The 21,288-nt window shown below is 60.6% G+C and carries 14 protein-coding genes; 2 read left to right on the forward strand and 12 right to left on the reverse strand.

Annotation, left to right across the window (positions count from 1 at the left end; genetic code table 11):
- Positions 1–11: 11 nt before the first annotated feature.
- Positions 12–1,277, reverse strand: a complete 1,266-nt coding sequence (gene urtA / locus ACM1ZW_RS11920) for an urea ABC transporter substrate-binding protein (RefSeq protein WP_416740590.1) — start codon at positions 1,275–1,277, stop codon at positions 12–14.
- 291 nt (positions 1,278–1,568) lie between these two features.
- On the opposite strand from urtA, the gene ACM1ZW_RS11925 reads away from it, so the two are divergent.
- Together ACM1ZW_RS11925 and ACM1ZW_RS11930 are read left to right on the forward strand one after the other, a co-directional pair.
- A complete protein-coding gene (locus tag ACM1ZW_RS11925; protein WP_416740591.1) occupies positions 1,569–6,095 on the forward strand; it encodes a hypothetical protein in 4,527 nt (1,508 codons plus the stop codon).
- A 133-nt stretch (positions 6,096–6,228) separates the two neighbouring features.
- Entirely contained in the window at positions 6,229–9,567 is a 3,339-nt protein-coding gene (locus tag ACM1ZW_RS11930) for a hypothetical protein (RefSeq protein WP_416740592.1), read from the forward strand.
- Between the two features lie 32 nt (positions 9,568–9,599).
- Here ACM1ZW_RS11930 and ACM1ZW_RS11935 read toward each other — a convergent pair whose 3' ends face one another.
- From ACM1ZW_RS11935 to cbiE, 11 genes are all read right to left on the reverse strand, one after another.
- Positions 9,600–10,610: a FecCD family ABC transporter permease gene (locus ACM1ZW_RS11935; RefSeq protein ID WP_017336319.1), complete on the reverse strand. Its 1,011-nt coding sequence runs from the start codon at positions 10,608–10,610 to the stop codon at positions 9,600–9,602.
- Positions 10,607–11,554 carry an ABC transporter substrate-binding protein gene (locus tag ACM1ZW_RS11940; RefSeq protein WP_017336320.1) on the reverse strand — a complete coding sequence of 316 codons (948 nt, stop codon included), beginning with the start codon at positions 11,552–11,554 and terminating at the stop codon, positions 10,607–10,609. Before ACM1ZW_RS11940 ends, ACM1ZW_RS11935 begins: the two co-directional genes overlap by 4 nt.
- A complete protein-coding gene (locus ACM1ZW_RS11945; RefSeq protein ID WP_017336321.1) occupies positions 11,551–12,339 on the reverse strand; it encodes an ABC transporter ATP-binding protein in 789 nt (262 codons plus the stop codon). Before ACM1ZW_RS11945 ends, ACM1ZW_RS11940 begins: the two co-directional genes overlap by 4 nt.
- 284 nt (positions 12,340–12,623) lie before the next feature.
- Complete coding sequence (locus tag ACM1ZW_RS11950; protein WP_416740593.1) at positions 12,624–14,003, reverse strand: PepSY-associated TM helix domain-containing protein; 1,380 nt, start codon at positions 14,001–14,003, stop codon at positions 12,624–12,626.
- A gap of 127 nt (positions 14,004–14,130) precedes the next feature.
- The gene (locus ACM1ZW_RS11955) at positions 14,131–16,248 is read right to left on the reverse strand and encodes a TonB-dependent copper receptor (RefSeq protein ID WP_416740594.1); all 2,118 of its coding nucleotides are present in this window, start codon (positions 16,246–16,248) and stop codon (positions 14,131–14,133) included.
- A gap of 221 nt (positions 16,249–16,469) precedes the next feature.
- The gene (locus ACM1ZW_RS11960; protein WP_031318334.1) at positions 16,470–16,928 is read right to left on the reverse strand and encodes a DUF2946 domain-containing protein; all 459 of its coding nucleotides are present in this window, start codon (positions 16,926–16,928) and stop codon (positions 16,470–16,472) included.
- Positions 16,929–16,949: 21 nt separating this feature from the next.
- Positions 16,950–17,429 carry a copper chaperone PCu(A)C gene (locus ACM1ZW_RS11965; RefSeq protein WP_414878201.1) on the reverse strand — a complete coding sequence of 160 codons (480 nt, stop codon included), beginning with the start codon at positions 17,427–17,429 and terminating at the stop codon, positions 16,950–16,952.
- Between the two features lie 48 nt (positions 17,430–17,477).
- Positions 17,478–17,876: a DUF2946 domain-containing protein gene (locus ACM1ZW_RS11970; protein WP_017336326.1), complete on the reverse strand. Its 399-nt coding sequence runs from the start codon at positions 17,874–17,876 to the stop codon at positions 17,478–17,480.
- A gap of 161 nt (positions 17,877–18,037) precedes the next feature.
- Positions 18,038–18,757: a cobalt-precorrin-6A reductase gene (locus ACM1ZW_RS11975; RefSeq protein ID WP_414885051.1), complete on the reverse strand. Its 720-nt coding sequence runs from the start codon at positions 18,755–18,757 to the stop codon at positions 18,038–18,040.
- The gene (locus ACM1ZW_RS11980) at positions 18,754–19,851 is read right to left on the reverse strand and encodes a cobalt-precorrin-5B (C(1))-methyltransferase (RefSeq protein ID WP_414885052.1); all 1,098 of its coding nucleotides are present in this window, start codon (positions 19,849–19,851) and stop codon (positions 18,754–18,756) included. Before ACM1ZW_RS11980 ends, ACM1ZW_RS11975 begins: the two co-directional genes overlap by 4 nt.
- Positions 19,844–21,055 (reverse strand): precorrin-6y C5,15-methyltransferase (decarboxylating) subunit CbiE, encoded by a 1,212-nt coding sequence (cbiE, locus tag ACM1ZW_RS11985; protein WP_414878204.1) that lies wholly within the window; start codon positions 21,053–21,055, stop codon positions 19,844–19,846. Before cbiE ends, ACM1ZW_RS11980 begins: the two co-directional genes overlap by 8 nt.
- Positions 21,056–21,288 lie beyond the last annotated feature (233 nt).

Genomic DNA, 21,288 nt, shown 5'->3' on the forward strand with positions numbered 1-21,288 from the left:
CATCCAATGGCTTAGTTGCTCTTCACCGCATAATCCGGCTTCTTGTCGTTGCCGGTAATGAACGGGCTCCACGGCTGGGCGCGGATCGGCCCTTCGGTCTGCCACACCACGTTGAACTGACCGTCCGCCTGGATCTCGCCGATCATCACCGGCTTGTGCAGGTGGTGGTTGGTCTTGTCCATGGTCAGGGTGTAACCCGACGGCGCGGCAAAGGTCTGGCCGGCGAGGGCTTCGCGGACTTTGTCGACGTCGGTGGACTTGGCTTTCTCCGCCGCTTGCGCCCACATGTGAATGCCAACGTAGGTGGCTTCCATCGGGTCGTTGGTCACCGCTTTGTCGGCGCCCGGCAGGTTGTGTTTCTTCGCGTAGGCTTTCCAGTCGGCGACGAATTTCTTGTTCGTCGGGTTCTCTACCGACTCGAAGTAATTCCACGCCGCGAGGTTGCCCACCAGCGGTTTGGTGTCGATGCCACGCAGTTCTTCTTCACCGACCGAGAACGCCACGACCGGAACGTCGGTGGCTTTCAGGCCCTGGTTGGCCAGCTCTTTATAGAACGGCACGTTGGAGTCGCCGTTGACGGTGGAGATGACAGCGGTTTTGCCGCCCGCCGAGAATTTTTTGATATTGGCCACGATGGTTTGATAGTCGCTGTGGCCAAACGGGGTGTAGACCTCTTCGATGTCCTTGTCGGCCACGCCTTTGGAGTGCAGGAACGAACGCAGGATCTTGTTGGTGGTGCGCGGGTAGACGTAGTCGGTGCCGAGCAGGAAGTAACGCTTGGCGCTGCCGCCTTCTTCGCTCATCAGGTATTCCACTGCCGGGATCGCCTGCTGGTTCGGCGCGGCGCCGGTGTAGAACACGTTCGGCGACATTTCTTCGCCTTCGTATTGCACCGGGTAGAACAGCAGGCCGTTGAGCTCTTCGAACACCGGCAGCACCGATTTACGCGACACCGACGTCCAGCAACCGAACACCACCGCAACCTTGTCCTGGGTCAGCAGTTGACGACCCTTTTCCGCGAACAGCGGCCAGTTCGACGCCGGGTCGACGACCACCGGTTCCAGCATCTTGCCGTTCACGCCGCCCTTGGCGTTGATCTCGTCGATGGTCATCAACGCCATGTCTTTCAGGGACGTTTCGGAGATCGCCATGGTGCCGGACAACGAATGCAGAATACCGACCTTGATGGTCTCGGCGGCCTGGACGGTCCAGGTCATGCCCATCGCGGCAATGCTTGCCGTGAGTGTGAAAGCCTTGATCAAGCTGCGACGCTTCATTGTGCGATCTCCATGAATTTATGAATTTTCTTGGTTGGCAGATGCGGACTACTGAAGGGTCTTTAGCAAGGGCTGTGCCTGTTCGGCAAAGGCCGGGAAAACTCGGGATAGAGCCTTTGGCGGACTGGGGCGCGCACCAGACTGGGGCCTGAGTGCAAGGCAGGTGCGCCTGCGTGCGCAGCATTGGTGCTGACGGTGTTTAACAGCAAATCCCGGCAAGCGATAAATATGTACCGCCCGTTGCGCTGCGCAATCTTGATGATGAGGGACTCTCAATCAGGCGAGCAGAGCATGGACAGCACTTCGATCAATACACCTTCAACCACCCGGGCGACGGCACGATTTCCCGCCCTGGGACCAACATTCATGAGCGCCGATGATGCGGCCTATTGGGCGCATCGGCAGATTGGCGCGCGCTATGACCAGCACTACGGCGGCGTAATCCTGCAACGGGCCGACGGTAAATATCAGCCCACGTTTCCTGTGCCAGGCAAGAAAGGGCGTTTCGATTTCGACACCCTGCTGTCTGCCGACAACCCTGGGGAGCTGTTCGTCTCCCCTGGCTACAGTGGCGCTGCGTATTACTTGTCCCATTCGGCCAATCACGCCGAAGTCCTGCGTGTTCACCCAGGCTGGACGAACGAGCAGATCAAGTTGAGCCTCGGTTTTTTTTCGAGACACTACATCCTCAGCGACATGCAGGATTCGGGTGCCTATGGACAGCGCCACTATTTATCGGGGCCGGATGGCTCGCTGATCAAATACGAGTCCACTCAACCGGCAGAGGAGAAAAAGCTCTTTGAGGTGGCGTTCAAGGCTTTCGGGCCGTTCTCCGACGTTGAGCGATTGATTCAAAAATTGGCCACGACCGGCACGCTGAGCGTACTGGTACCCAACGCTCAGTGGGGCGGAGTGCGAGGAAACGTGTCGGCGAACTGGAGCCTCGGTACTGCCGCGCAGCGAAGTCCGACGCCGGTACAGCCGTTTTTTTGTGCGGTGTCCGATCAAGTGGACAAGGCGATTGAAGCCGCAGCAACGACGCTCCCCCCGACGTCCGACAGCCTTTATCTAGGGTTTGTGGTGACCTCTGCCGGCAGCTCGGAATGCATGGCGACCTATCCGGTTCTTTCCAGCAATCCGGCAGCCGAACTGTTCAAAACATTTCCGATGCGAGCGGATCGCAAGTTGGAGCCTTTGCTCGATTTCGACCTCAACGGCGTCTATTTCATATCGCACAGTGATGGGGCGCAGAGTGCCAGCGAGCCTTGGCTGTATGAGCGGTTTTTTTCACCGGACGAGCTGGCGGCTGGCATCAGGTTTTCGCTGTGGGATGTTTACCGGCAGGAGTACCCGGACTATCTGAAGGTGTACGCCCGGACCCGCGACGGTGCCGTTTTGCAGTACCAGCCTTCGGCGCACCAGCGTGAAGCTGCGCTGAAGGACAGCACAGACTTCAACGCGCGACTGAAGGAAGGTACGCTCAAGCCTGCGGTTTACGTCAAGCAGGTGGCAGCAGCCGGCGAGTTGACGGTGCTGAAGGACAGCGCGTTATGGGATGTTGTCGGGAACGTTGGCACCGACTGGCAACCCTATGCGAGGTCAAGGCGTTTGAGTCCCGCTTTCCTCCTCGCCGACGATGCTGCACGGTTTGCGCATGGGTACATCGGCAGCCGCCGTGAACAAGGCTTTGTCGGGATGATTTTGCAGGATCAAGACAAACGTTTTGTCGCCACTGAGCCGGTTATCGGCGCGCCGCCGCGGTTTGCCCTGGACCGGCTCTGTCCTCTCGACGCCTCAGGAGCACCGATCGTACTGCTCGAGGGACACTCGTTTTATGGGTTGTACGCTTCACGCTGGCAAAGGGACTCAAGTGCTGTTGTCCATGCCGACGCAGAAGAGCAATTGACGCAGGCGCAAATGTTCACCACCGAGGACATTCGCTCAGTGCTCGCCAAGAGCGCGCATGTTGCCGATTTTTACCTCTCGGGTTCGCCAGACAGCCTGCTGGCTTACAGCCCCGATTTATCGAAAGTGGCCGCTCGCAACAAGGTGAAAGAGCGAGTTACCTTGCTTGCCGATGATTCCACCTTGATAGACCGGGAGCTGGCAGTCGGCACACTGGCACCCGATGCCGTGGTCGAAGAATTGGCCGGGACTGGCCGATTGCGTGTGGTCGCGGGCAATGATGTGTGGGGGCCGAGGGGAACGGTGCTGGGTGATGAATCAGCGCCCGCAGGCGTTTCCGTTCCGATGCTCGGCGCGATTTTTTCCAATGCCGAAGACGCGGTGCTGAACGCCCGTCATCGCGCCCGGCTCGACTACCGTGCGGCGGCTGCGGGTTGGGGTTTTATCCTTAAGCACAAGGACCGCGAAGAGTATGTGGCGACCGAAACGGTGCCTGCCAGCCACCTGGGGGCGCTGAACCAGGCTAGCGACTTTGGCGCGCCCGTATTGATCGACGAGTTTCGCACCCTCGCGCTTTATTACTCGGCAAGCTGGATTCCCGATGGGTTATCGACAACGGACGCCTGGTTTGCCCGTCATTTTGCTTCCATGACCGAACTGGCTGCGGCGATCCATGACGACGATGGCACCCAACGCCTTACGCATTTTCAGGACCTGAGCGTTTTTATCGCGACCCTGGATGGGGCCTTGTTGCGCTATCAATATTCGTCCACCTCAACACAATTCGACGCCAACGGTTTGCAGCAGCTCAAGTCGCTGTTGCTCAACGCCACGCCGCCCTTTGCCAACGTCATTCAATGGATCGCCAAGGCCGGAGAGCTGAAGGTGCTGCGTACCAGTGAGCTGTGGGACGAGACGGGCATTGTCGGCGCCGATTGGAAATCCTATGTACAGCTCCAGCGACGAGCGCTCAGCCCGGTCTTTGTGTCGCAGGATGATGCAGTGCGCCATGCGCTGGAGCAGTTGGGCTCGCGGCGAGAGCGGATCTACGGTGGCCTGGTGCTGCGTCGGCTCGATGGTTTGTTCGTCGCAACATTGCCGGTGGCCGTCGAGGTCGAGAATTTCCCTGCCAGCTGGATTCGCCTGGACGAGTTGATCGAGCAGGGACTGTTTCTGGCCGGGAGCACGGTTGTCGCCCGCTACCATTCGCGAATGCAGGTCGAACCGATTTTCGCGCTGTCGAACCGCGAGCGGGACGTGTACCTCACCATGTTCTCCACTGATTTTCTGGCGGCAATCCTGAGCGGCTCGTCGCTTTCGCCCGGCAAGGAATATCTGCTGGGGCTCGACGGCAGCCTCATCAGCTACACCCTCAGCGCCAGTGCTGCGGAAAAACAACTCGCGCGGTCATTGGCGTCCCCCAGTCAATTGCAGCGCCGGCACACCCCGATAGAGCTGCAAATGCGCAATGGCACGCTGACCCCGAGTGAATACGTCAATCAGGTTGCAAGAGCCGGTCGGTTGCAAGTGATCAAAGGCAGCCGACTCTGGGGCAAGGCCAGGCAGTTGTCGGTATGGAGCGCTTATTCCGAGGGAGGCCCTTCGCAAGTGCATCGGTCGGCTATTGCTGATCCGGCGTTCAGTCCGGTCTTCACGCAAATGGACGACGCCGTACGGCATGTCCACCGAGCGGTTGGCGTTCGAACCGGATTGATGTTCGGGTTCATACTCAAGGCGCTGAACGCCGAGCGGTATGTGACGACGATGCCGATCGACGGGCGGCGAGGAAGTCTCGCCGTCGAGAAGGTATTTCCCGACGGGCTATTGCCTCTGGGGTACCGCGTGGAGGGGATTTTTCTGTGTTCCTCGGCCGGAGCGGGGCGACTGCCGCACGACTTGAATCAGAGTTTCATCTCGCCTCGGGATCTGATGTACGGGTTGGACGCTGTCCGTGTGCGCACGGAGGCAGTCACTGCTTTCCTCTCCGTCTTTGTGTCCTGTGCCGATGGCGCCTTGTTGCGATACAAGCCCAAGTCCATCGCACCAGAGTGGACCCAGTTGCAGGTCGCGCTCGCCTACGAAAAGGTCCTGCAATCTGGAAGCGAAACGCTGTTCGAATATCTGCGTAAAGTGATCGCAAACGGTGAGTTGCAGGCAGTGGTGCGCAGCGCTTTCTGGTCGCCGTTCAGGGTGGACTCCCGAGGTGTCAAAACCGGCATCGGGTTGGTGAGATGGGCGCCGGATAACAGCTTTGCCCTCGGGCCTGTATTCGCACATGCCGATGATGCGGCCCGTTCGGCCCAAAGACAGATTGGCGATTACGTTGCTCAGGAGTTTCTGGGGGGGATCCTGATGCATGAGGCGAGCGCTTCATTCGTTGCTGTCGAGCCGCTTGAAGACGGCCCCGACAGTGGCGCTGCCAGTTCGCTGTTTTACTCGGGGGTGGGCGGGCCCATTGCCCCTGTTTCCATACCGGGGGCGCAACCATTGCCATTACCGATATTTCCTCCGGACTACAAATGGGTCGCCGTCCATCAGTTCTACAAACGCTTCAACCTGTTGGTCAAGGACCCCTCTGCGATGGATCGATTGCTGCTGGATAACCTGGCCCTGGCGGACCTGTGGTTCAGCCGGGACGTGGTGAAAAAGAGCGGGGTCTCCGGCGGTAGTTGCTACTTCTCCGGTCGCGGGGGCGCGCTGTTCAAATTCACCCCCAGTTTCTCGGCACAGGAAACCGCATTTTTCAATGAGGAAGCAAAGGACGGGGTCGCTGCTTACCTCGCTCGACTCGCAGGCGTCGGCCGGCTTGAAGTCGTGGACACCGATGGTTACTGGCGCCGCCTCGGACGTCTGGACTCGACCTGGACGCCGACGGTACAACCGGAGGTGAAGCCAGACCGTGACGAGCTGTAGAACGCCTGATGAGCCGTGCCCACACGTACGCAAGCAGTTCGGGGGGGGGGGAGGAATAACTATGTACCGCCATGGGCGTATTTCACAGTGCGACAGTGAGTGTTCAATGAAGACTCACTGGAGTACTCCCATCATGGATGAACAACCTCAACAGCCTGACTCGACAAATGCTGTATCAACACTAAGTGTATTGGGCCGGACCTTTCTTTCGGCGGGCGACGCCGCCTGTTATGCCCACGAACGGGTAGGGCGGCGCCGTAATCGCGGTTACTACGGCTATATCCTCCAGCGAGATGATCAGCGGTACGTGATTACTGAGCCCGCCGAACAATTGGCCAGTTCGAGTACGCATCACGAGCGTGTCCCCGACAATCATGTCTTGCACAGTCGGTTTTACGCTCACCCCGCGCTTTCGACACTCGACGCACACGAAGCAGCGGATCTGGAATGGTCCGTCGAAGATGCGGCAACGAGCTTGCTGATGTTCAATGTCAAAGCGTTGCGCAATAGCCTCGCAACCGACCTGTCGGCCTATCTGTCGGGGGCCGAAGACAGTTTGATCCGGTTCACCCCGGACAGCTCTCGCTCGCAGGCACTGCTCAAACAGTTGGGAACCAGCCAATCGCCCGGCAAGCTTGCCCTCGACCTGGAAAAGGGCGTGGTCAAACCGGAACAACTGGTGACAGAGGCGGCGGCCGCCGGCGATTTGCAGGTCATTATCAGCAACGGTCGCTGGCGACCTCGGGGGAAAGTCACGGAGCACTTCGTTCCCGGCCCCTGGGAACGGAATGTCCCGGAGAGAGTGTCGTTGGGTGCGGTGTTCCAGTCGGCCGACGCAGCGGCGCTCGATCGTTATGCCCGAAACACCGGACAACGTGATGAAGGACAGACCTGGTTCGGCTTCATTCTCAAGCACAGGGACAAAGAAGAATATGTCGCTTCAGAACTGGTTCCCGTCAGCTATCCAAGAGACAAGCTTTTCCTGGAGCGCAGTGTGTTCCGACGTTCCCCAACGTCCGGGGACTATGTTTATCCCGAGTCCTTCGCTCCTCACTCCTATTTCTATTCGCGCCAGCGGGTCAACCATGAGCGGGATGCGCCCCGACGCTGGCTGGCCGAGCATTTCATTGTTCCGAAAGATTTGTGGGTCGCTGTCTACAACGCCAAAAAACGCCCTGTCTTCGGGGAAAGAGTTCCGGCGCTGCTCTACGTGTCGACGCCGGACGGGGCACTGCTGAAGTACGAGCCCCGACCGGACACCCCGCTGTTCGACAACGATGTTCCGAACATGGGCCTGGAGGCCATTCAAAACAATCTGGCCAAGGGCGTGTCGAGCGCAACCGATTTTGTCGCGACGGTCGCCCGCAACGATGCATTGCACGTGTTGCGCACCAGTGTGTGCTGGGACAGGAAAGGGCTGGTGGGCGCCCATTGGGCGCCGTGCCAGAACGTGCAGCGTCGTTCGCTCGGTCCGGTGTTCCTGACGGCCGATGACGCCGCCGTGCATGCTCGTTCACAAGTGCCTGCCGGCACGCCAAGGGCATTCGGTGGTCTGATTCTCCAGCGCTCTGATGGGCGTTTTGTGGCCACTGATCCTACCGATATCCCCCAGGAAGACTTCGATATCAAGTGGATCTTTGCGGATGCAGCGATCGAGCTCGGTCAGTTTCCGACAGACTGCACGATCGTGGCGCGTTATCGCTCACGGGTGCTGCGCGCGTTACCCGTCCTGTTATCGGACGTCGACAAAGAGCTCTATCGCAACATGCTCTCTGTCGATACCGTTTACACCGCCTTCATGCGCAGAACGCAGGCGCTCGATGAATACCTGTTTGCACCCGACGGATCGATCATCCGTTACCGGATCGGCACATGGGAGCGCATCCGCGCGGACCTGGGCATAGCGATCAGCCTGTCGGGTAAGCCGGCTCGTGATCTGGACGCCACCTGGATCAAGGATCAGATCCATGCCGGTACGTTGACGCCGACAGCGTGGGTTAAAAAACTGGTCAATTGCGGGTATCTGAAAGTGGTTGCAGGAAGCCGCCTATGGGGCCCGGCTCGAGAAGTCACGGAGTTTGAACCGTATCAGACGATACCCCAAACGACGGGTTACCCAAGGGCCTTGGTGGAGCCGGCTTACACTGCGGTCTGCATCCAGGAACAGGATGCCGCCCGCCTGGCACATGAACAGGCGGGCAGTCGTTCATTACCCGGCTTTGGATTTATCCTGCGCAACGCTCGCGATGGTTCATTCCTCGCGACGCTGCCCGTGAGTGTGCGCAACTCACGGTTGGCGTATGACCGTGTGTTTCCTGGCGTATTGCCTTACCGCTACGTGGACAGTGGGCTCATCCTGTGTGCGGTCGCTACGCCGCCGGGGCTGCCGGACGATGACTACCGGCACTTCTTTTCGCCCATGGAGGTGAGTCTGGCGCGTGACAGCGTCCGTACGTCTCACGGGTACAGGCCGATTTATTTTTCCTGTGGCGACGGCGCCTTGCTACGTCTTGAACTCGCGCCGTTCGATCCGGTGGTGTCGCGGGACAAATATGGCCAGGTGCAGGTCAGGGACAACCCGTTTGCGACAACGGCGCAGGCTCAACGTGATCAGGACGATATCAACCGTGGCTCATTCAAACTGACCGATTACATTCGGCGTATGGCAGCGGCGGGGAAACTGGAGGTGCTGTTGACCAGCGCTTACTGGTCCCGTGCCGGTGAGGTGGGTCAGGACTGGTTTGCCGGTATGCCGTTTGTGTCCGTCGAAGCAAGGTGGGCAAACACCTCCAGTCTGCCGTTTGGGCCGATGTTTCATCATCCCGACGATGCTGCTCGTTATGCTCAGTTTCGAGCGGAACACTTTAATCGGGGATTGGCGTGTACAAGCGCAATCCTGGCCAAACCCGATACCTTTTCATACGTCGGCATGCAGCCCCTCGCTGGCACGAGTCATCCCGATGCAGCCATCAGGCTGATCTTCCGCACTGCCAACGACCTTTCAACTGCACCAGACACTCGATTGCCACGCTTGCCTGACGGCTACACATGGATGGCCAGTCATCAGATTGATCAGTCAGGCAAGGTGCAAGCGGGATCGGATGCCGACGTTGAGAACTATGCTTCTCCCGAGTCGATTCATTCGCACACCCAGGTCGTGAAAAACAAAGGCTTCGATATCACGGCTTTCTACTATTCCTCACGCGACGGCGCATTGCTGAAGTACGTACCGACCTATTCGATAGCGGAGCAAGCACTGCTTAACGTCATGCTGGTGCAGCCTCCCAATGATCGATGGACCACCGTGATGTCGTTCGAGGCGTTCATTTCCAGGCTGGCTGACACCAGCCATTTAGAAGTATTGAGGGCCGCCGGTTACTGGCGCCAGCCCGGGCGACTGGGCGCCGACTGGAAAGACGTGCGCCAGCAGTTTCCCGACGTATCCGTCCAATACCCCCGGGATGAGTTGTAACCGTGTCCGCAGCCTGACCACCTCGCACCCGGTCAACGCTTGCGCATGAGGCCGATGAAAAACAATCCGCCAATCGCCGCCGTGGCCACGCCTATGGGCAAGTCCTCGGGGGCGATCAGGGTGCGCGCGGCGACATCGACCCATACCAGAAACACACTGCCCAACAGCACGCACACCGGCAGCAATCGCCGATGTTCAGCCCCCACCAATCGGCGTGCGATGTGCGGCACCATCAACCCGACAAATCCGATGGACCCACTGATCGACACCAGCACCCCCGTCATCAGCGACGCAATCAAAAACACGCGCAGGCGTACGCTACGGGCGTTGAGCCCCAGCGTCACGGCCGTCTGTTCACCCGCCATCAACGCGTTCAACGGACGGGCCATGCCCAGCAACAAAACCAGCCCGAGCAACACGCTCGCCGCCGGCACCGCGAGCAATTCCCAGCGCGCCAGTCCGAGCCCGCCCAGCATCCAGAACATCACCGCCGAACTGGCACGGTGATCGCCGAGAAACAGCAACAGATTAGCGATCGCCATCATCACGAACGACACCGCCACGCCGCACAACAGCAGCCGGTCACTGTCCAGCCGACCGTTGCGGTTGGCGATCACCAGGACGATCAGCATGCTCAGCAGTGCACCGATAAAGGCGGCGATGGGCAAGGTCAGCAGGCCGACGATTTCACCGACATGCAGCACCACGATCACTGCGCCAAGTGTCGCGCCGGACGTCACCCCGAGCAAATGCGGATCGGCCAGCGGGTTGCGCGTCACCGCTTGCAGCACCGCGCCGATCAACGCCAGGCCGGCGCCCACCAGCGCGCCGAGCAACATGCGCGGCACGCGGATCAACCACACGATATGTTCCTGACCGGCTGTCCAGCTCACCTCGCCAAAGCCAGACACCTTGTGCAGCAAAATGTGCCAGACCGCGTCCACCGGCACCCGCGCCGGGCCGAAGCCCAGTGACACCACGCACGACACAATCAACAGTGCGCCGAGGGCGATCAGCAACAAGGCGTAGCGACGACTGGTCATTCGCCGTGGAAACCCTTGGCCAGGGTTTCAACCGCCAGCACGTTGTCGATGCCAGGCGTGGCCTGCACATACGGAATGACGATGAAGCGCTGGTTCTTGATCGCGTCCACCGATTGCAGCGCCTTGTTGTTCAGCAGGAATTGCACCTTCTGCTCGGCGGTGACCTCGCCGTAGTCGACGATCACGATCACCTGCGGATTGCGCTCGACCACGTTTTCCCAATTCACGCGGGTCCAGCTCGCGTCGGTGTCATCCAGAATGTTGCGCCCGCCCGCCGCGTCGATCAGCGCTTGCGGCATGCCCAGGCGACCCGAGGTCATGGCGCGGTCTTCGCCACTGTCATAGAGGAACACGCGGGGTTTTTTGGCCGGCAGATCCTTGCGCACGTCCGCAACTTGCGCCTGCATTTGGGCGATCAAGGCGTTGGCACGATCCTGCACATCGAAGATTCTGCCGAGGTTGCGCAGGTCGTTGTAAGTGTCTTCCAGCGTGGCGGCCGGGCGCTTCATCACGAACGCGCAGGATTCGGTCAGCTCGTAGACGTTGATGCCCAGCGGCTGCAACGTTTGCGGCGTGAGATCACCGCCGACGCGCATGCCGTAATCCCAACCGGCAAAGAAGAAATCGACGTTGGCGTTGAGCAGGGTTTCCACCGATGGGTATTTGGCCGCCAGCTCCGGCAGGCCGTCGAGGATGGTCTGCATCTGTGGCGTGACCGATTTCCAGCCGGTGACGCCGCTGTAGCCGGCCATGCTCGGCTTGAGGCCGAGGGCGAGCATCATTTGCGTCATGTTGATGTCATGGCTGACCGCGTGTTTCGGCGCTTGCGCGAAGGTCACTTCGCGGTTGCAGCTCTGGACCGTCAGCGGATATTTCGTTGCTTCGGCAAGCGCTTGGGCACTGCCCAGCAACAGCGCGACGCACAGCAGGGAACGCAAAGTCATGGTTGGGTTATCCAGGTGATTCGTGGGTAGCCGTGCAGAGGGTGTTCATCGATCAGCGCTTCGACGCCGAACACATCACGCAGCAGCGGGGCGGTCAGGACTTCTTTGGGTGTGCCGCTGGCGACGATGCGGCCGTGATCGAGCACGTACAGCCGATCACAGAACGCGGCGGCGAGATTGAGGTCGTGGATGCTCGCCAGGGTGCCGATCTGCAGGCGCTTGACCAGTTGCAACAGCTCCAGCTGATAGCGCGGGTCGAGGTGATTGGTCGGCTCGTCGAGGATCAGCAGCTGTGGTTGCTGGGCGAGTGCGCGGGCGAGGATCACGCGTTGCTTTTCGCCGCCGGAGAGCGTGGCGAAAGCGTGGTCTTCAAAACCGTTGAGGCCGACGGATTCCAGTGCTTGCGTCGCGAGGTTTCGGTCTTCGAGGGTGTCGCCGTCGAACAGGCCTTTGTGCGGTGTCCGGCCCATGGCGACCACTTCGTCGACGGTCAGGCCGAAGGCGTCGGGGAATTCCTGCAACACCACTGCGATGCGTTGCGCGCACCAGCGCGAGGATTGTTTCCAGACGTTGTGATGATCGAGCCGGACCTCGCCGTTTTCCGGTTTGCTGAAGCGGTAGGCGCAGCGCAGCAGACTGGTCTTGCCGCTGCCGTTGGGGCCGATCAACCCGACAAACTCACCGGCGGCCACGTGCAACGAGGCATCACGCAGCTGGAACTGGTGATGACAGTGGCCGTGGCCCATGGGTGTCCAGGCGAGGTTGGTGAGGTTCAGCGAGGTCATTGCATTCCTGATTGATCGTTTTAACTGTGCACATCACCTGTGGCGAGGGAACAAGCGCCCTCGCCAAAACAGCTTCGGCTGCACTTGAGCACTGTTCAGGGCAGCAGGCAGAGGCCGGTCAAAAGGTACTGTTCATCGGGATGGTGAATCACTTCTTCAAAAGAAAACCCGCAGCCATGGCTGCGGGTTGAATGATGTACTCGAGTTATACAGTAACACTTAATATGACCGGGCGATAAGTGCCGAAGTCTACACGTGCCTCTAAAACAAGCATCTCGCCTGTTTCATGATGAAGATGAGGCCGATTCAGTTTGTCGGTTGAAGCGCGAAAGCAGCACGCGATCCAGCAACCAGACCACCACCAACGAAGCCCCCACCAATGGAAACGCCACCGCCAGCACCAGCATGATTGCCACGCCGGTTTTCCATTTCGGCAGATCGTGGCGTAGCGGCGGAACACCGAACTTGCCTTGCGGGCGGCGCTTCCACCAGATCACCACGCCGCTGACGGCGCTGAGCAGAATCATCAGGCAGATCAGCAACACGATGATCTGGTTGAGCACGCCGAACATCTTGCCTTCGTGGAGCATCACGCCAATTTCCGTGGCGCGGGCGACGGTGCCGTATTGCTCGAAGCGCACATCGGCGAGGACGTTGCCGGTGTATTGATCGACGTGCAGAGTGGCATCGTTGCGCGGGTCGTCGGCAAATACCGCGATGGTGAACACGCCGGTGGCAGTGGTCGGGAACGTGATGCTGTAGCCAGGCTCGACCTTGCGCTGTTCGGCGATGTTCTGCACGTCTTGCAGGCTGATGGTCGGCGCCGCAGGACCGGCTTGACCGCTGCCGTGGGCCATGTGTTCGGCGTGGTCACCGGACATCGGCATCGGCGTGTTTTCCATCGCCCAGGGCACGGTCTGGCGGGTGGCGGTGTTGAGGCTGCGGGCCTCGACGTCGGACTTGGGCATGTCATTCCACATGGCGTCCGGGAACACGTTCCAGACCCCGGCGTATTGCTTGCCCCAGAACCCGGTCCAGGTCATGCCGCTCAGCAGCATCACCAACAGAAACGCGGCACCCCAGAACCCGGTGACGGCATGCAGGTCGCGCCACAGCACGCGACCGCGACTGCTCAGGCGCGGCCACAAGATGCCGGCGGCCTGACCTCGCGGCCACCACAGGAACACCCCGGAGACCACCAGCACGATGCCCCAGCCCGCGGCGAGTTCGATCAGTCGATCACCGACCGTGCCGATCATCAATTCACCGTGGATCGCACGGGCAACGGCTTGCAGATTCTTCTTCGCGTCTTGCTCGCCGAGAATGTCGCCGTGATACGGGTCGACAAAAACATTCAACTCATTGCCGGCGTTGAGCACGACAAACTGCGCGCTGCGTTCGGCGTTGATCGGCGGCAGGTACTGCTTGATCGTTGCTTGTGGATAAGCCTCTTTTACCCGCTTGAGCAGGGCATCGGCCGGGACACTGTGATGACCGGCCGGGACGTTCATCAGGCTGCCGTACATCAACGGATCGAGTTGCGGCTTGAACAGGTAAATGACGCCGGTCAGGGCCAGCATCACCATGAATGGCGCGACGAACAGACCGGCATAGAAATGCCAGCGCCAGGCCAGGTTGTAGAAATTCGGTTTGGGCTGTTTCATCGGTTGTGCTCCGCTTGGCTTGGTACTTTTGTTGTTGTCTGGTGACTGCTGTGCAGTCATTCGCGAGCAGGCTCGCTCCCACAGGTTCAACACTTTCCATGTGGAAGCGGGCTTGCCCGCGATGTTCTTAGAAACTCATGTCGACCTTGGTCCAGAGCATGCGCCCCGGTTCTTTGATGGCCTGCGGGTCATTGGCCGGGTAGCCAAAACCGGCGTTGCCGGCCAGGTTCAAATGCTCGGCGTAAGCCTTGCCGAACAGGTTGTCGACGCCGCTGCTGACCTTCCAGTTCTTGTTGATCCGGTACGCACCGTTGAGCGAAAACACGCCGAACCCCGAGGTCTTGTCGAAGTCCTTGCCGACCACGTTGCCTTTGTTCTGGTCGATACGATTTTGCGCGGCGACCACTCTCCACAGTGCGCCGGCGCTCCAGTTGTCTTCGCTGTAGGTCAGGCCGAAACGTGCATCCAGTGGCGGCATTTGCGGCAACGCGTTGCCGTCGCTGCTGTTCTTGCCCCAGGCATAGGCGAGGGTCGCATCGGCCTTCCAGTTCGAGGTCAGCTTGTAAGCCGCACCGAGTTCACCGCCCATGATCCGCGCGTCGATGTTCTCGGCTTGCGAGGTCATGCCCATCATTCCCGGCGTGTAGTTGAACAGGATGTAATCGCGCACCTGTCCGACATAACCCGAGGCCCAGGCTTCGAGGTCTTCGGTCTTGTATTGCAGGCCGAAGTCGAGCTGGGTGGTTTTTTCAGGCTTGATCGAATCGAAGGCATTCACCGAGCCGGCAGGGCCGGAGTTGGGCGAAAACAGCTCCCAATAATCCGGGAAACGCTGGGTGTGACCGAGACCGGCGTACAACGTGGTCGGGCTGTCGGCGAGGTCGTGTTCGTAGCGGACGAAGCCGCTGGGCAAGGTGTCGGCGCGGGTGTCGTCGGCGGTCGGGTTGCGCCGGGTCATCATCCCCGAGCCAGTGGTCTGCCGAAAATCCCTGGCCGAAGCGCGGTCCAGTCGCGCGCCGGAGATCAAGCGATCGCGGTCGGCGGCGTACCAGGTCAATTCGCTGAACACGCCGTAGTTGTGGAAGTCGGCGTCCTTGTCGCGTGGCAGATCCTTGTAGGTGTCGATGCCCATGGCGCTGCGCTTGCGGTGTTCGTTAGTCTGCGCGTCGATGCCGCTGATCAATTGCACATCGGCCCAGCGCCAGGTGCCCTTGATCCGCGCACCGAGGGTTCGCCGATCGACACTGGAGGCCATCGGCCCAGCCATCATCCCGGTGCCGGACGGCGTGCGCAGGGTGTAGTTGTCCATCACGTGGTCGGCGTAGTTGTAGTAGATCTGTGCTTCGACCTTGTCCAGTACGTCGCCGATGTTGGACTTCTCGAAGCGCAGGCCGAGGCTTTCGCGTTTGAACTGCGCACCGTCCATGCCGCGTCCGGCATAACGGGCTTCGCCATCGCCCTTGCCGGCGGTGAGTTCCAGCAGCGTGTCGGCGTCCGGGGTCCAGCCAACGGCGACGTCGCCGTTCCACTTGTCGTAGCGCGACGCCACGGTGTCGTTGTTGCCGTCGCGGTAGTCGTCGGAATGCGCGGTGTTGCCGATCACTCGCACGTAACCCGACTGGCCGCCGGCGGCAGCATCCACCACTTTGTCGAAGCGACCGTTGGAACCGGCCAATACGCTGGCATTCACGCGTGTACCGAGTTCGCCGAAGCTTTCCGGCTCACGGTCGAACAGGATGGTGCCGGCTGACGCGCCTGGCCCCCACAGCACGGTTTGCGGGCCTTTGATGACGGTAAGTTTGTCGTAGGTTTCCGGGGAGATGTAGGAGGTCGGCGCGTCCATCCGGCCGGGGCAGGCCCCGAGCATCTGGCCGCCGTTGGTGAGGATATTCAACCGTGAGCCGAACATGCCGCGCAGCACAGGGTCACCGTTGGTGCCGCCGTTGCGTACCAGGGCGAAACCGGGAATGGTCTTCAGATAGTCGCCGCCGTCGCTGGCCGGCACCGGTTGGCGCGGGTCCTTGGGGTTGGTGACGACGGTCAGCGGCGAACTCGGCGCGACGGCGGTGATCACCGTCGGGCTCAGTTCTTCATGCTGGCCGGCGTGCTCGTCGGCCAGCACCATAGGGGTCAGCAAAGCGCCGCAAAGAATGGCAGTGGCGTGCCTGAAACGAACGCGCGTTTCGTTCAGGGTAAAAGTGGCTTGGGCAGCGCTCAAGCGCGTGTCAGCAGAAAGCGTGGACATGACAATTTCCATCGAACAGTCGTAAACGACACGGCCGGCCGCCGACGCCATCCCCTGTGGGAGCGTGCCGTGTGGCGAGGGAGCTTGCTCCCGCTGGGCTGCGTAGCGGCCCTTTTGTGAGTGCTGCGCACTCAAGCGGGAGCAAGCTCCCTCGCCACACAGACTCGCGCCCACAGGGATGGCGCAGGCAATCTTCAGGACCGTGTGAGATTGGGGGGTGTTTACGTGACGATGGGCGGCGCGCGGGTGCGGGCGCCGGGGAAGAAGGTCTGCCGGGCGTGGCCCAGGCGAGTGGCGGGTTTGGTGAAGGTCGTGGCTGTTGGTGTATCGAATGCGATGAAGGACTGGCCACCCGTCAGTGCCGGGCAATTGAACAGCAGGCTGCAATAGCCGCACTTTTCCCAGATGGCGTGATGAGGTGTCTTGGGTGGGCAGTGCTCGGCGGCGGCTTGCGCGCCGTGGTCGCCGTGCTCCATTGCCGGCATCTCCATGGGCATGTCCATCGACATGTTCATGGAGACTTCCATCAGGGCGGAGGCGCGCGGATCCATCGGCATCGACTGAGAAATCAGCGGGCCGATAAAGATCATCAACATGGCGAACAGGCTGATCCAGCTACCGCGGGTCAGGCTCAATGGCTGACGACGGGGGGCAGATGACCTGGCGCTAAGCGGGCGCATGGGCGTATTCAGCGTTGGCGATTACGGGGTGTGCGCGTGCACTTGCACGCCGTTCGGCGCGGTTTTCTGCACTGCGACTTCGACCGTCACATCACCGGATTTCTCGAAATGCATCGTCAGCGGGAACCGTTTTCCGTCGCTCAGCAGGCTGCGGTCTTTGAGTTCCAGCAGCATCACGTGATACGCCATCGGCGCAAACGTAACGCTCCCGCCCGCCGGGATTTCGACGACCGGCACTTGCTGCATTTTCATCAGATCGTTCTGCATCACGTGCTCGTGCAGTTGAGCGATACCTGCAATCGGCGAGTCGACGCTGAGCAGTTTGTCTGCGGTTTTACCGTGGTTTTGAATCACGAAATAAGCCGCAACGGTCGGCGCGTTAGGCGGTAACTCTTGCGACCATGGATGAGCGATCTCCAGTTCGCCCGCCTTGTATTCATGGGCATTGGCAAAGCAGGCAGGCAGCAGCAACGCAGCCAGAACGATGAGTTTGTTCAACATGACAGTTCTCCAGAACGATTCAAGACGCAGGTCAATTGCGAGAAGGAATCACACCAGAGGGGATGCGCGGGGGTTGAGATTCGGCCATTGCTGGCGCGGAGTGGGCGTGTCGAGAGAAGCAGCGGGCAGGCTTCGATTGGCCTCGAAACGCGCGAAGTACAACTGCGGTACATGCCCGGGCAGTGCCACCAACGGCGCTGAGCCGGAGCAACACCAGCAATGCTGCATGCTGGAATGATCGTCGTTTTGCGGCGCTTTCTGTTCAAGCGTCCCCAGGGAAATCGCCACCATCTTCGTGCCGGTGGACGAGCAAAAACTGCCCCACAACAGCTGTTCGGCCGGCGATTTCGCCGTCTGCGCCATCGCTCCGGTCATCGGCATGGCGAGCATGTTGAACAGCACTGCGAAGCAGGCTATCCAGGCAATTGCGAGCCGTTGTCGGGACATGGGACAGATCCGGTTGAGTGGGAGATCAGGCGCGGCTATTTAGCCTGATCAATGCCGATAAGTAAAAAAGCGGCCTGCGGTTTGGTGTCGCAGCGTATTTCAGATGAGTGTAGCGGCTCCGATTTGAAATGCCGGGAGGAGTGGTGACTCGCCACAAATACTTAGGCGTCCGTCAGTGCGGCCAGGACTTCACTCACCGACCCGAACTCCCGATCCACCCCCGCCAACACCGGCCGCTTCAACACCAACACCGGCACCCCCCGTTCCCGCGCCACGTCCAGTTTCGGCTCGGTGGCAGTGCTGCCGCTGTTCTTGCTGATCAGCACATCAATCTGCCGGCGCTCGAACAGCTCACGTTCATCGTCAATCAGAAATGGCCCGCGGGCGCCAATCACTTCGCAGCGTTCGTTGCCGGGATAAACATCCAGTGCGCGCAACGTCCAGAATTGCTCCGGCGGGATTTCGTGCAGGTGTTGCAAGGGTTCACGGCCAAGGGTGAACAGCGGTCGGCGGAACGGTTTCAGCGAGTCGATCAACCCGGCCCAGTCGCTGACTTCGCGCCAGTCATCCCCGGCTTGCGGCTGCCAGGCCGGACGCCTGAGTGCCCAGCAGGGAATACCGGCCCGTTGCGCGGCAGTCGCAGCGTTCTGGCTGATTTGTGCGGCGTAGGGATGAGTCGCGTCCAGCAGCAGGTCAATCCCTTCATCGCGGATGAACTGCGCCAGACCCTCGGCACCGCCATAGCCGCCGACGCGCACCTGGCAATTCAGATCCGTCGGCACTCGACCGACGCCGGCAAGGCTGTAGATGTGTTCCGGGCCTAGCGTACGGGCGATTGCCAATGCTTCCGTCACACCGCCGAGCAGCAAAATGCGTTTCATTGAAAAGCTCCCGCATGGCCGACGATGCCGCCCTGGCGATCGATGGCAAACACTTCGACCTGAACCTGCGCCGGCACCACACTGCGCGCAAACGCCAGCGCGTGTCCGCACACCGCATCGCCAAGCGCGATGCCGGCCGCGCTGGCCATGGCCAACGCCTGTTGGCTGGTGTTGGCTTCGCGGATCGCTTGCTGCAACGCTTCATTCGCGCCGACCGCCGCGGCCCATTCGGCCAGTTGCGGCAGGTCGATACTCGAATGCCGGCTGTGCAGATCCATGTGCCCGGCCGCCAGTTTGCTGATCTTGCCGAAACCGCCACAAATGCTGAGTTTATCCACAGGCACTTTGCGCAGGTGCTTGAGCACGGCGCCGACGAAGTCGCCCATTTCGATCAGGGCGATTTCAGGCAAGTCGTAGACGCGGCGCATGGTGTCTTCGCTGGCGTTGCCGGTGCATGCGGCGATGTGCAGGTAACCGTTGGTTTTCGCCACGTCGATGCCTTGATGGATCGAGGCAATGTACGCCGCGCAGGAAAACGGCCGGACGATACCGCTGGTGCCCAGGATCGACAAGCCACCGAGAATGCCCAGTCGTGGATTCATGGTTTTCAATGCCAGCGCCTCGCCGCCCTCGACGTTCACCGTGACCTCGAAACCGCCGTGATAGCCCAGTTCCTCGGCAAGCAAGGTCAAGTGGTCGGTGATCATTTTGCGCGGGACCGGGTTGATCGCCGGTTCGCCGACAGCCAACACCAATCCTGGCCGGGTGACCGTGCCCACCCCTTGGCCAGCACTGAATCGAATGCCTGGTTCGGCGTTCAATCGCACTTGGGAAAACAGCAGCGCGCCGTGGGTCACGTCCGGATCGTCGCCGGCATCCTTGATCGTGCCGGCTTCGGCGCCGTCATCCAGGAGCCGACAGAACTCCAGACGCATCTGCACCTGCTTGCCTTTGGGCAGGACGATGTCCACTGCATCCGCGGGCTCGCCGCCGAGTAGCAGGCGAGCGGCCGCGAGGCTGGTCGCGGTGGCGCAACTGCCCGTCGTGAGGCCGCTGCGCAGCGGTGCGGGTTGTTCGGCAGTTTCGTCACGCATCGAAAGGTTTGACCACGTCCAGCAAGGTAATCGGCAGCGCCTGGCGCCAGGTGTCGAAGTCGCCCAGGGGTTGCGCCTGGGCGATGTGGATGCGCGTCAGTTCGCCGCCATGCCGCTCGCGCCAAGCCATCAGGGTCATTTCACTTTGCAGTGTGACGGCGTTGGCGATCAGGCGACCACCGGGTTTCAACTGAGTCCAGCAGGTGTCCAGCACACCCTCGCGAGTGACGCCGCCACCAATGAAAATCGCATCCGGGCGTTCCAGTCCGGCCAGCGCTTGCGGTGCACTGCCGCGAACCAGTTGCAGGCCGGGCACGCCAAGCGCATCGCGGTTTTGCTCGATCAACAGTTGCCGTCCTTCATCGGCCTCGATGGCCAGGGCCCGGCAACTCGGGTGGGCACGCATCCATTCGATGCCGATCGAGCCGCTGCCGGCGCCGACGTCCCACAGCAGTTCACCGGGCACCGGGGCCAGGCGAGCGAGGGTGATTGCGCGCACGTCGCGTTTGGTCAGTTGGCCGTCGTGCTTAAAGGCTGAATCCGGCAAGCCGGCCAGTCGCGACAGGCGCGGCGCATCGGGGTCAGCGATGCATTCGATGGCGATCAGATTCAGATCGGCGATCACCGGGTCGGCCCAATCGCGGGCGACGCCGTCGATGCGTCGCTCGACTTCGCTGCCCAAATGTTCCAGTACGGTCAGGCGACTTGGCCCGAATCCGCGCTCGTGCAGCAGTGCAGCAATCGCCGCAGGGCTTTGACCGTCGTTACTGAGTACCAGCAGGCGAACACCGCTGAACAACTGCGCGTTGAGCGCCGCGATCGGGCGGGCGACGACGGACAGCGTGACCACCTCCTGCAACGGCCAGCCCATTCGCGCCGCGGCCAGCGAGCAGGAGGAGGGCGCCGGCAGGATCAGCATTTCATCGCCGGGCAGTTGTCGAGCGAGGGTGGCGCCGACACCGAAGAACATTGGATCTCCGCTGGCGAGCACGCAGACCGGATCGCCCCGCAGGGCCAGCAACCCATCGAGGGAGAATGGACTCGGCCACACTCGGCGTTCGCCGCGGATACACGCCGGGAGCAGATCCAATTGTCGTTGGCTGCCAAAGATCTTCGACGCGGCCAACAGCGCATGCCGGGCATTTTTGCCCAGACCTTTGAAGCCCTCCTCACCAATGCCTGTCACGGTCAGCCAGCGTGCCATGTGTGTGCTCTGTTCAACTGTATAAAGCGGCACATGATACGCGTCGGCAGTGAAGGCGAGTAATGGAATGTTTTAAGTGGCCTGCCCCAGTTGCTGGATGACGGTTTTCAAGTTGTAAAGCCTGAACTTTCTTGCATCGCTGATTAATGGTTTAAAAAGAATTAACGATGGATTTGAAGAGCGCGGAATACCTGGGCTTTACGGTATGTTCGGAAGCGTTCGAAACTGACAAG

Origin of the sequence: Pseudomonas sp. NFX71 (genome assembly GCF_048079215.1) — a bacterium.
Lineage (GTDB): Bacteria > Pseudomonadota > Gammaproteobacteria > Pseudomonadales > Pseudomonadaceae > Aquipseudomonas > Aquipseudomonas fluorescens_B.

Bases quoted from the DNA above. Each gene is read 5' to 3' on its own strand.
- ACM1ZW_RS11930 (WP_416740592.1), top strand. From the start codon at position 6,229: ATGGATGAACAACCTCAACAGCCTGACTCGACAAATGCTGTATCAACA.
- ACM1ZW_RS11945 (WP_017336321.1), bottom strand. From the start codon at position 12,339: ATGACCTCGCTGAACCTCACCAACCTCGCCTGGACACCCATGGGCCAC.
- ACM1ZW_RS11940 (WP_017336320.1), bottom strand. From the start codon at position 11,554: ATGACTTTGCGTTCCCTGCTGTGCGTCGCGCTGTTGCTGGGCAGTGCC.
- ACM1ZW_RS11960 (WP_031318334.1), bottom strand. From the start codon at position 16,928: ATGCGCCCGCTTAGCGCCAGGTCATCTGCCCCCCGTCGTCAGCCATTG.
- ACM1ZW_RS11975 (WP_414885051.1), bottom strand. From the start codon at position 18,757: ATGAAACGCATTTTGCTGCTCGGCGGTGTGACGGAAGCATTGGCAATC.
- ACM1ZW_RS11935 (WP_017336319.1), bottom strand. From the start codon at position 10,610: ATGACCAGTCGTCGCTACGCCTTGTTGCTGATCGCCCTCGGCGCACTG.
- ACM1ZW_RS11950 (WP_416740593.1), bottom strand. From the start codon at position 14,003: ATGAAACAGCCCAAACCGAATTTCTACAACCTGGCCTGGCGCTGGCAT.
- cbiE (WP_414878204.1), bottom strand. From the start codon at position 21,055: ATGGCACGCTGGCTGACCGTGACAGGCATTGGTGAGGAGGGCTTCAAA.
- ACM1ZW_RS11925 (WP_416740591.1), top strand. From the start codon at position 1,569: ATGGACAGCACTTCGATCAATACACCTTCAACCACCCGGGCGACGGCA.
- ACM1ZW_RS11980 (WP_414885052.1), bottom strand. From the start codon at position 19,851: ATGCGTGACGAAACTGCCGAACAACCCGCACCGCTGCGCAGCGGCCTC.
- ACM1ZW_RS11965 (WP_414878201.1), bottom strand. From the start codon at position 17,429: ATGTTGAACAAACTCATCGTTCTGGCTGCGTTGCTGCTGCCTGCCTGC.
- urtA (WP_416740590.1), bottom strand. From the start codon at position 1,277: ATGAAGCGTCGCAGCTTGATCAAGGCTTTCACACTCACGGCAAGCATT.
- ACM1ZW_RS11955 (WP_416740594.1), bottom strand. From the start codon at position 16,248: ATGTCCACGCTTTCTGCTGACACGCGCTTGAGCGCTGCCCAAGCCACT.
- ACM1ZW_RS11970 (WP_017336326.1), bottom strand. From the start codon at position 17,876: ATGTCCCGACAACGGCTCGCAATTGCCTGGATAGCCTGCTTCGCAGTG.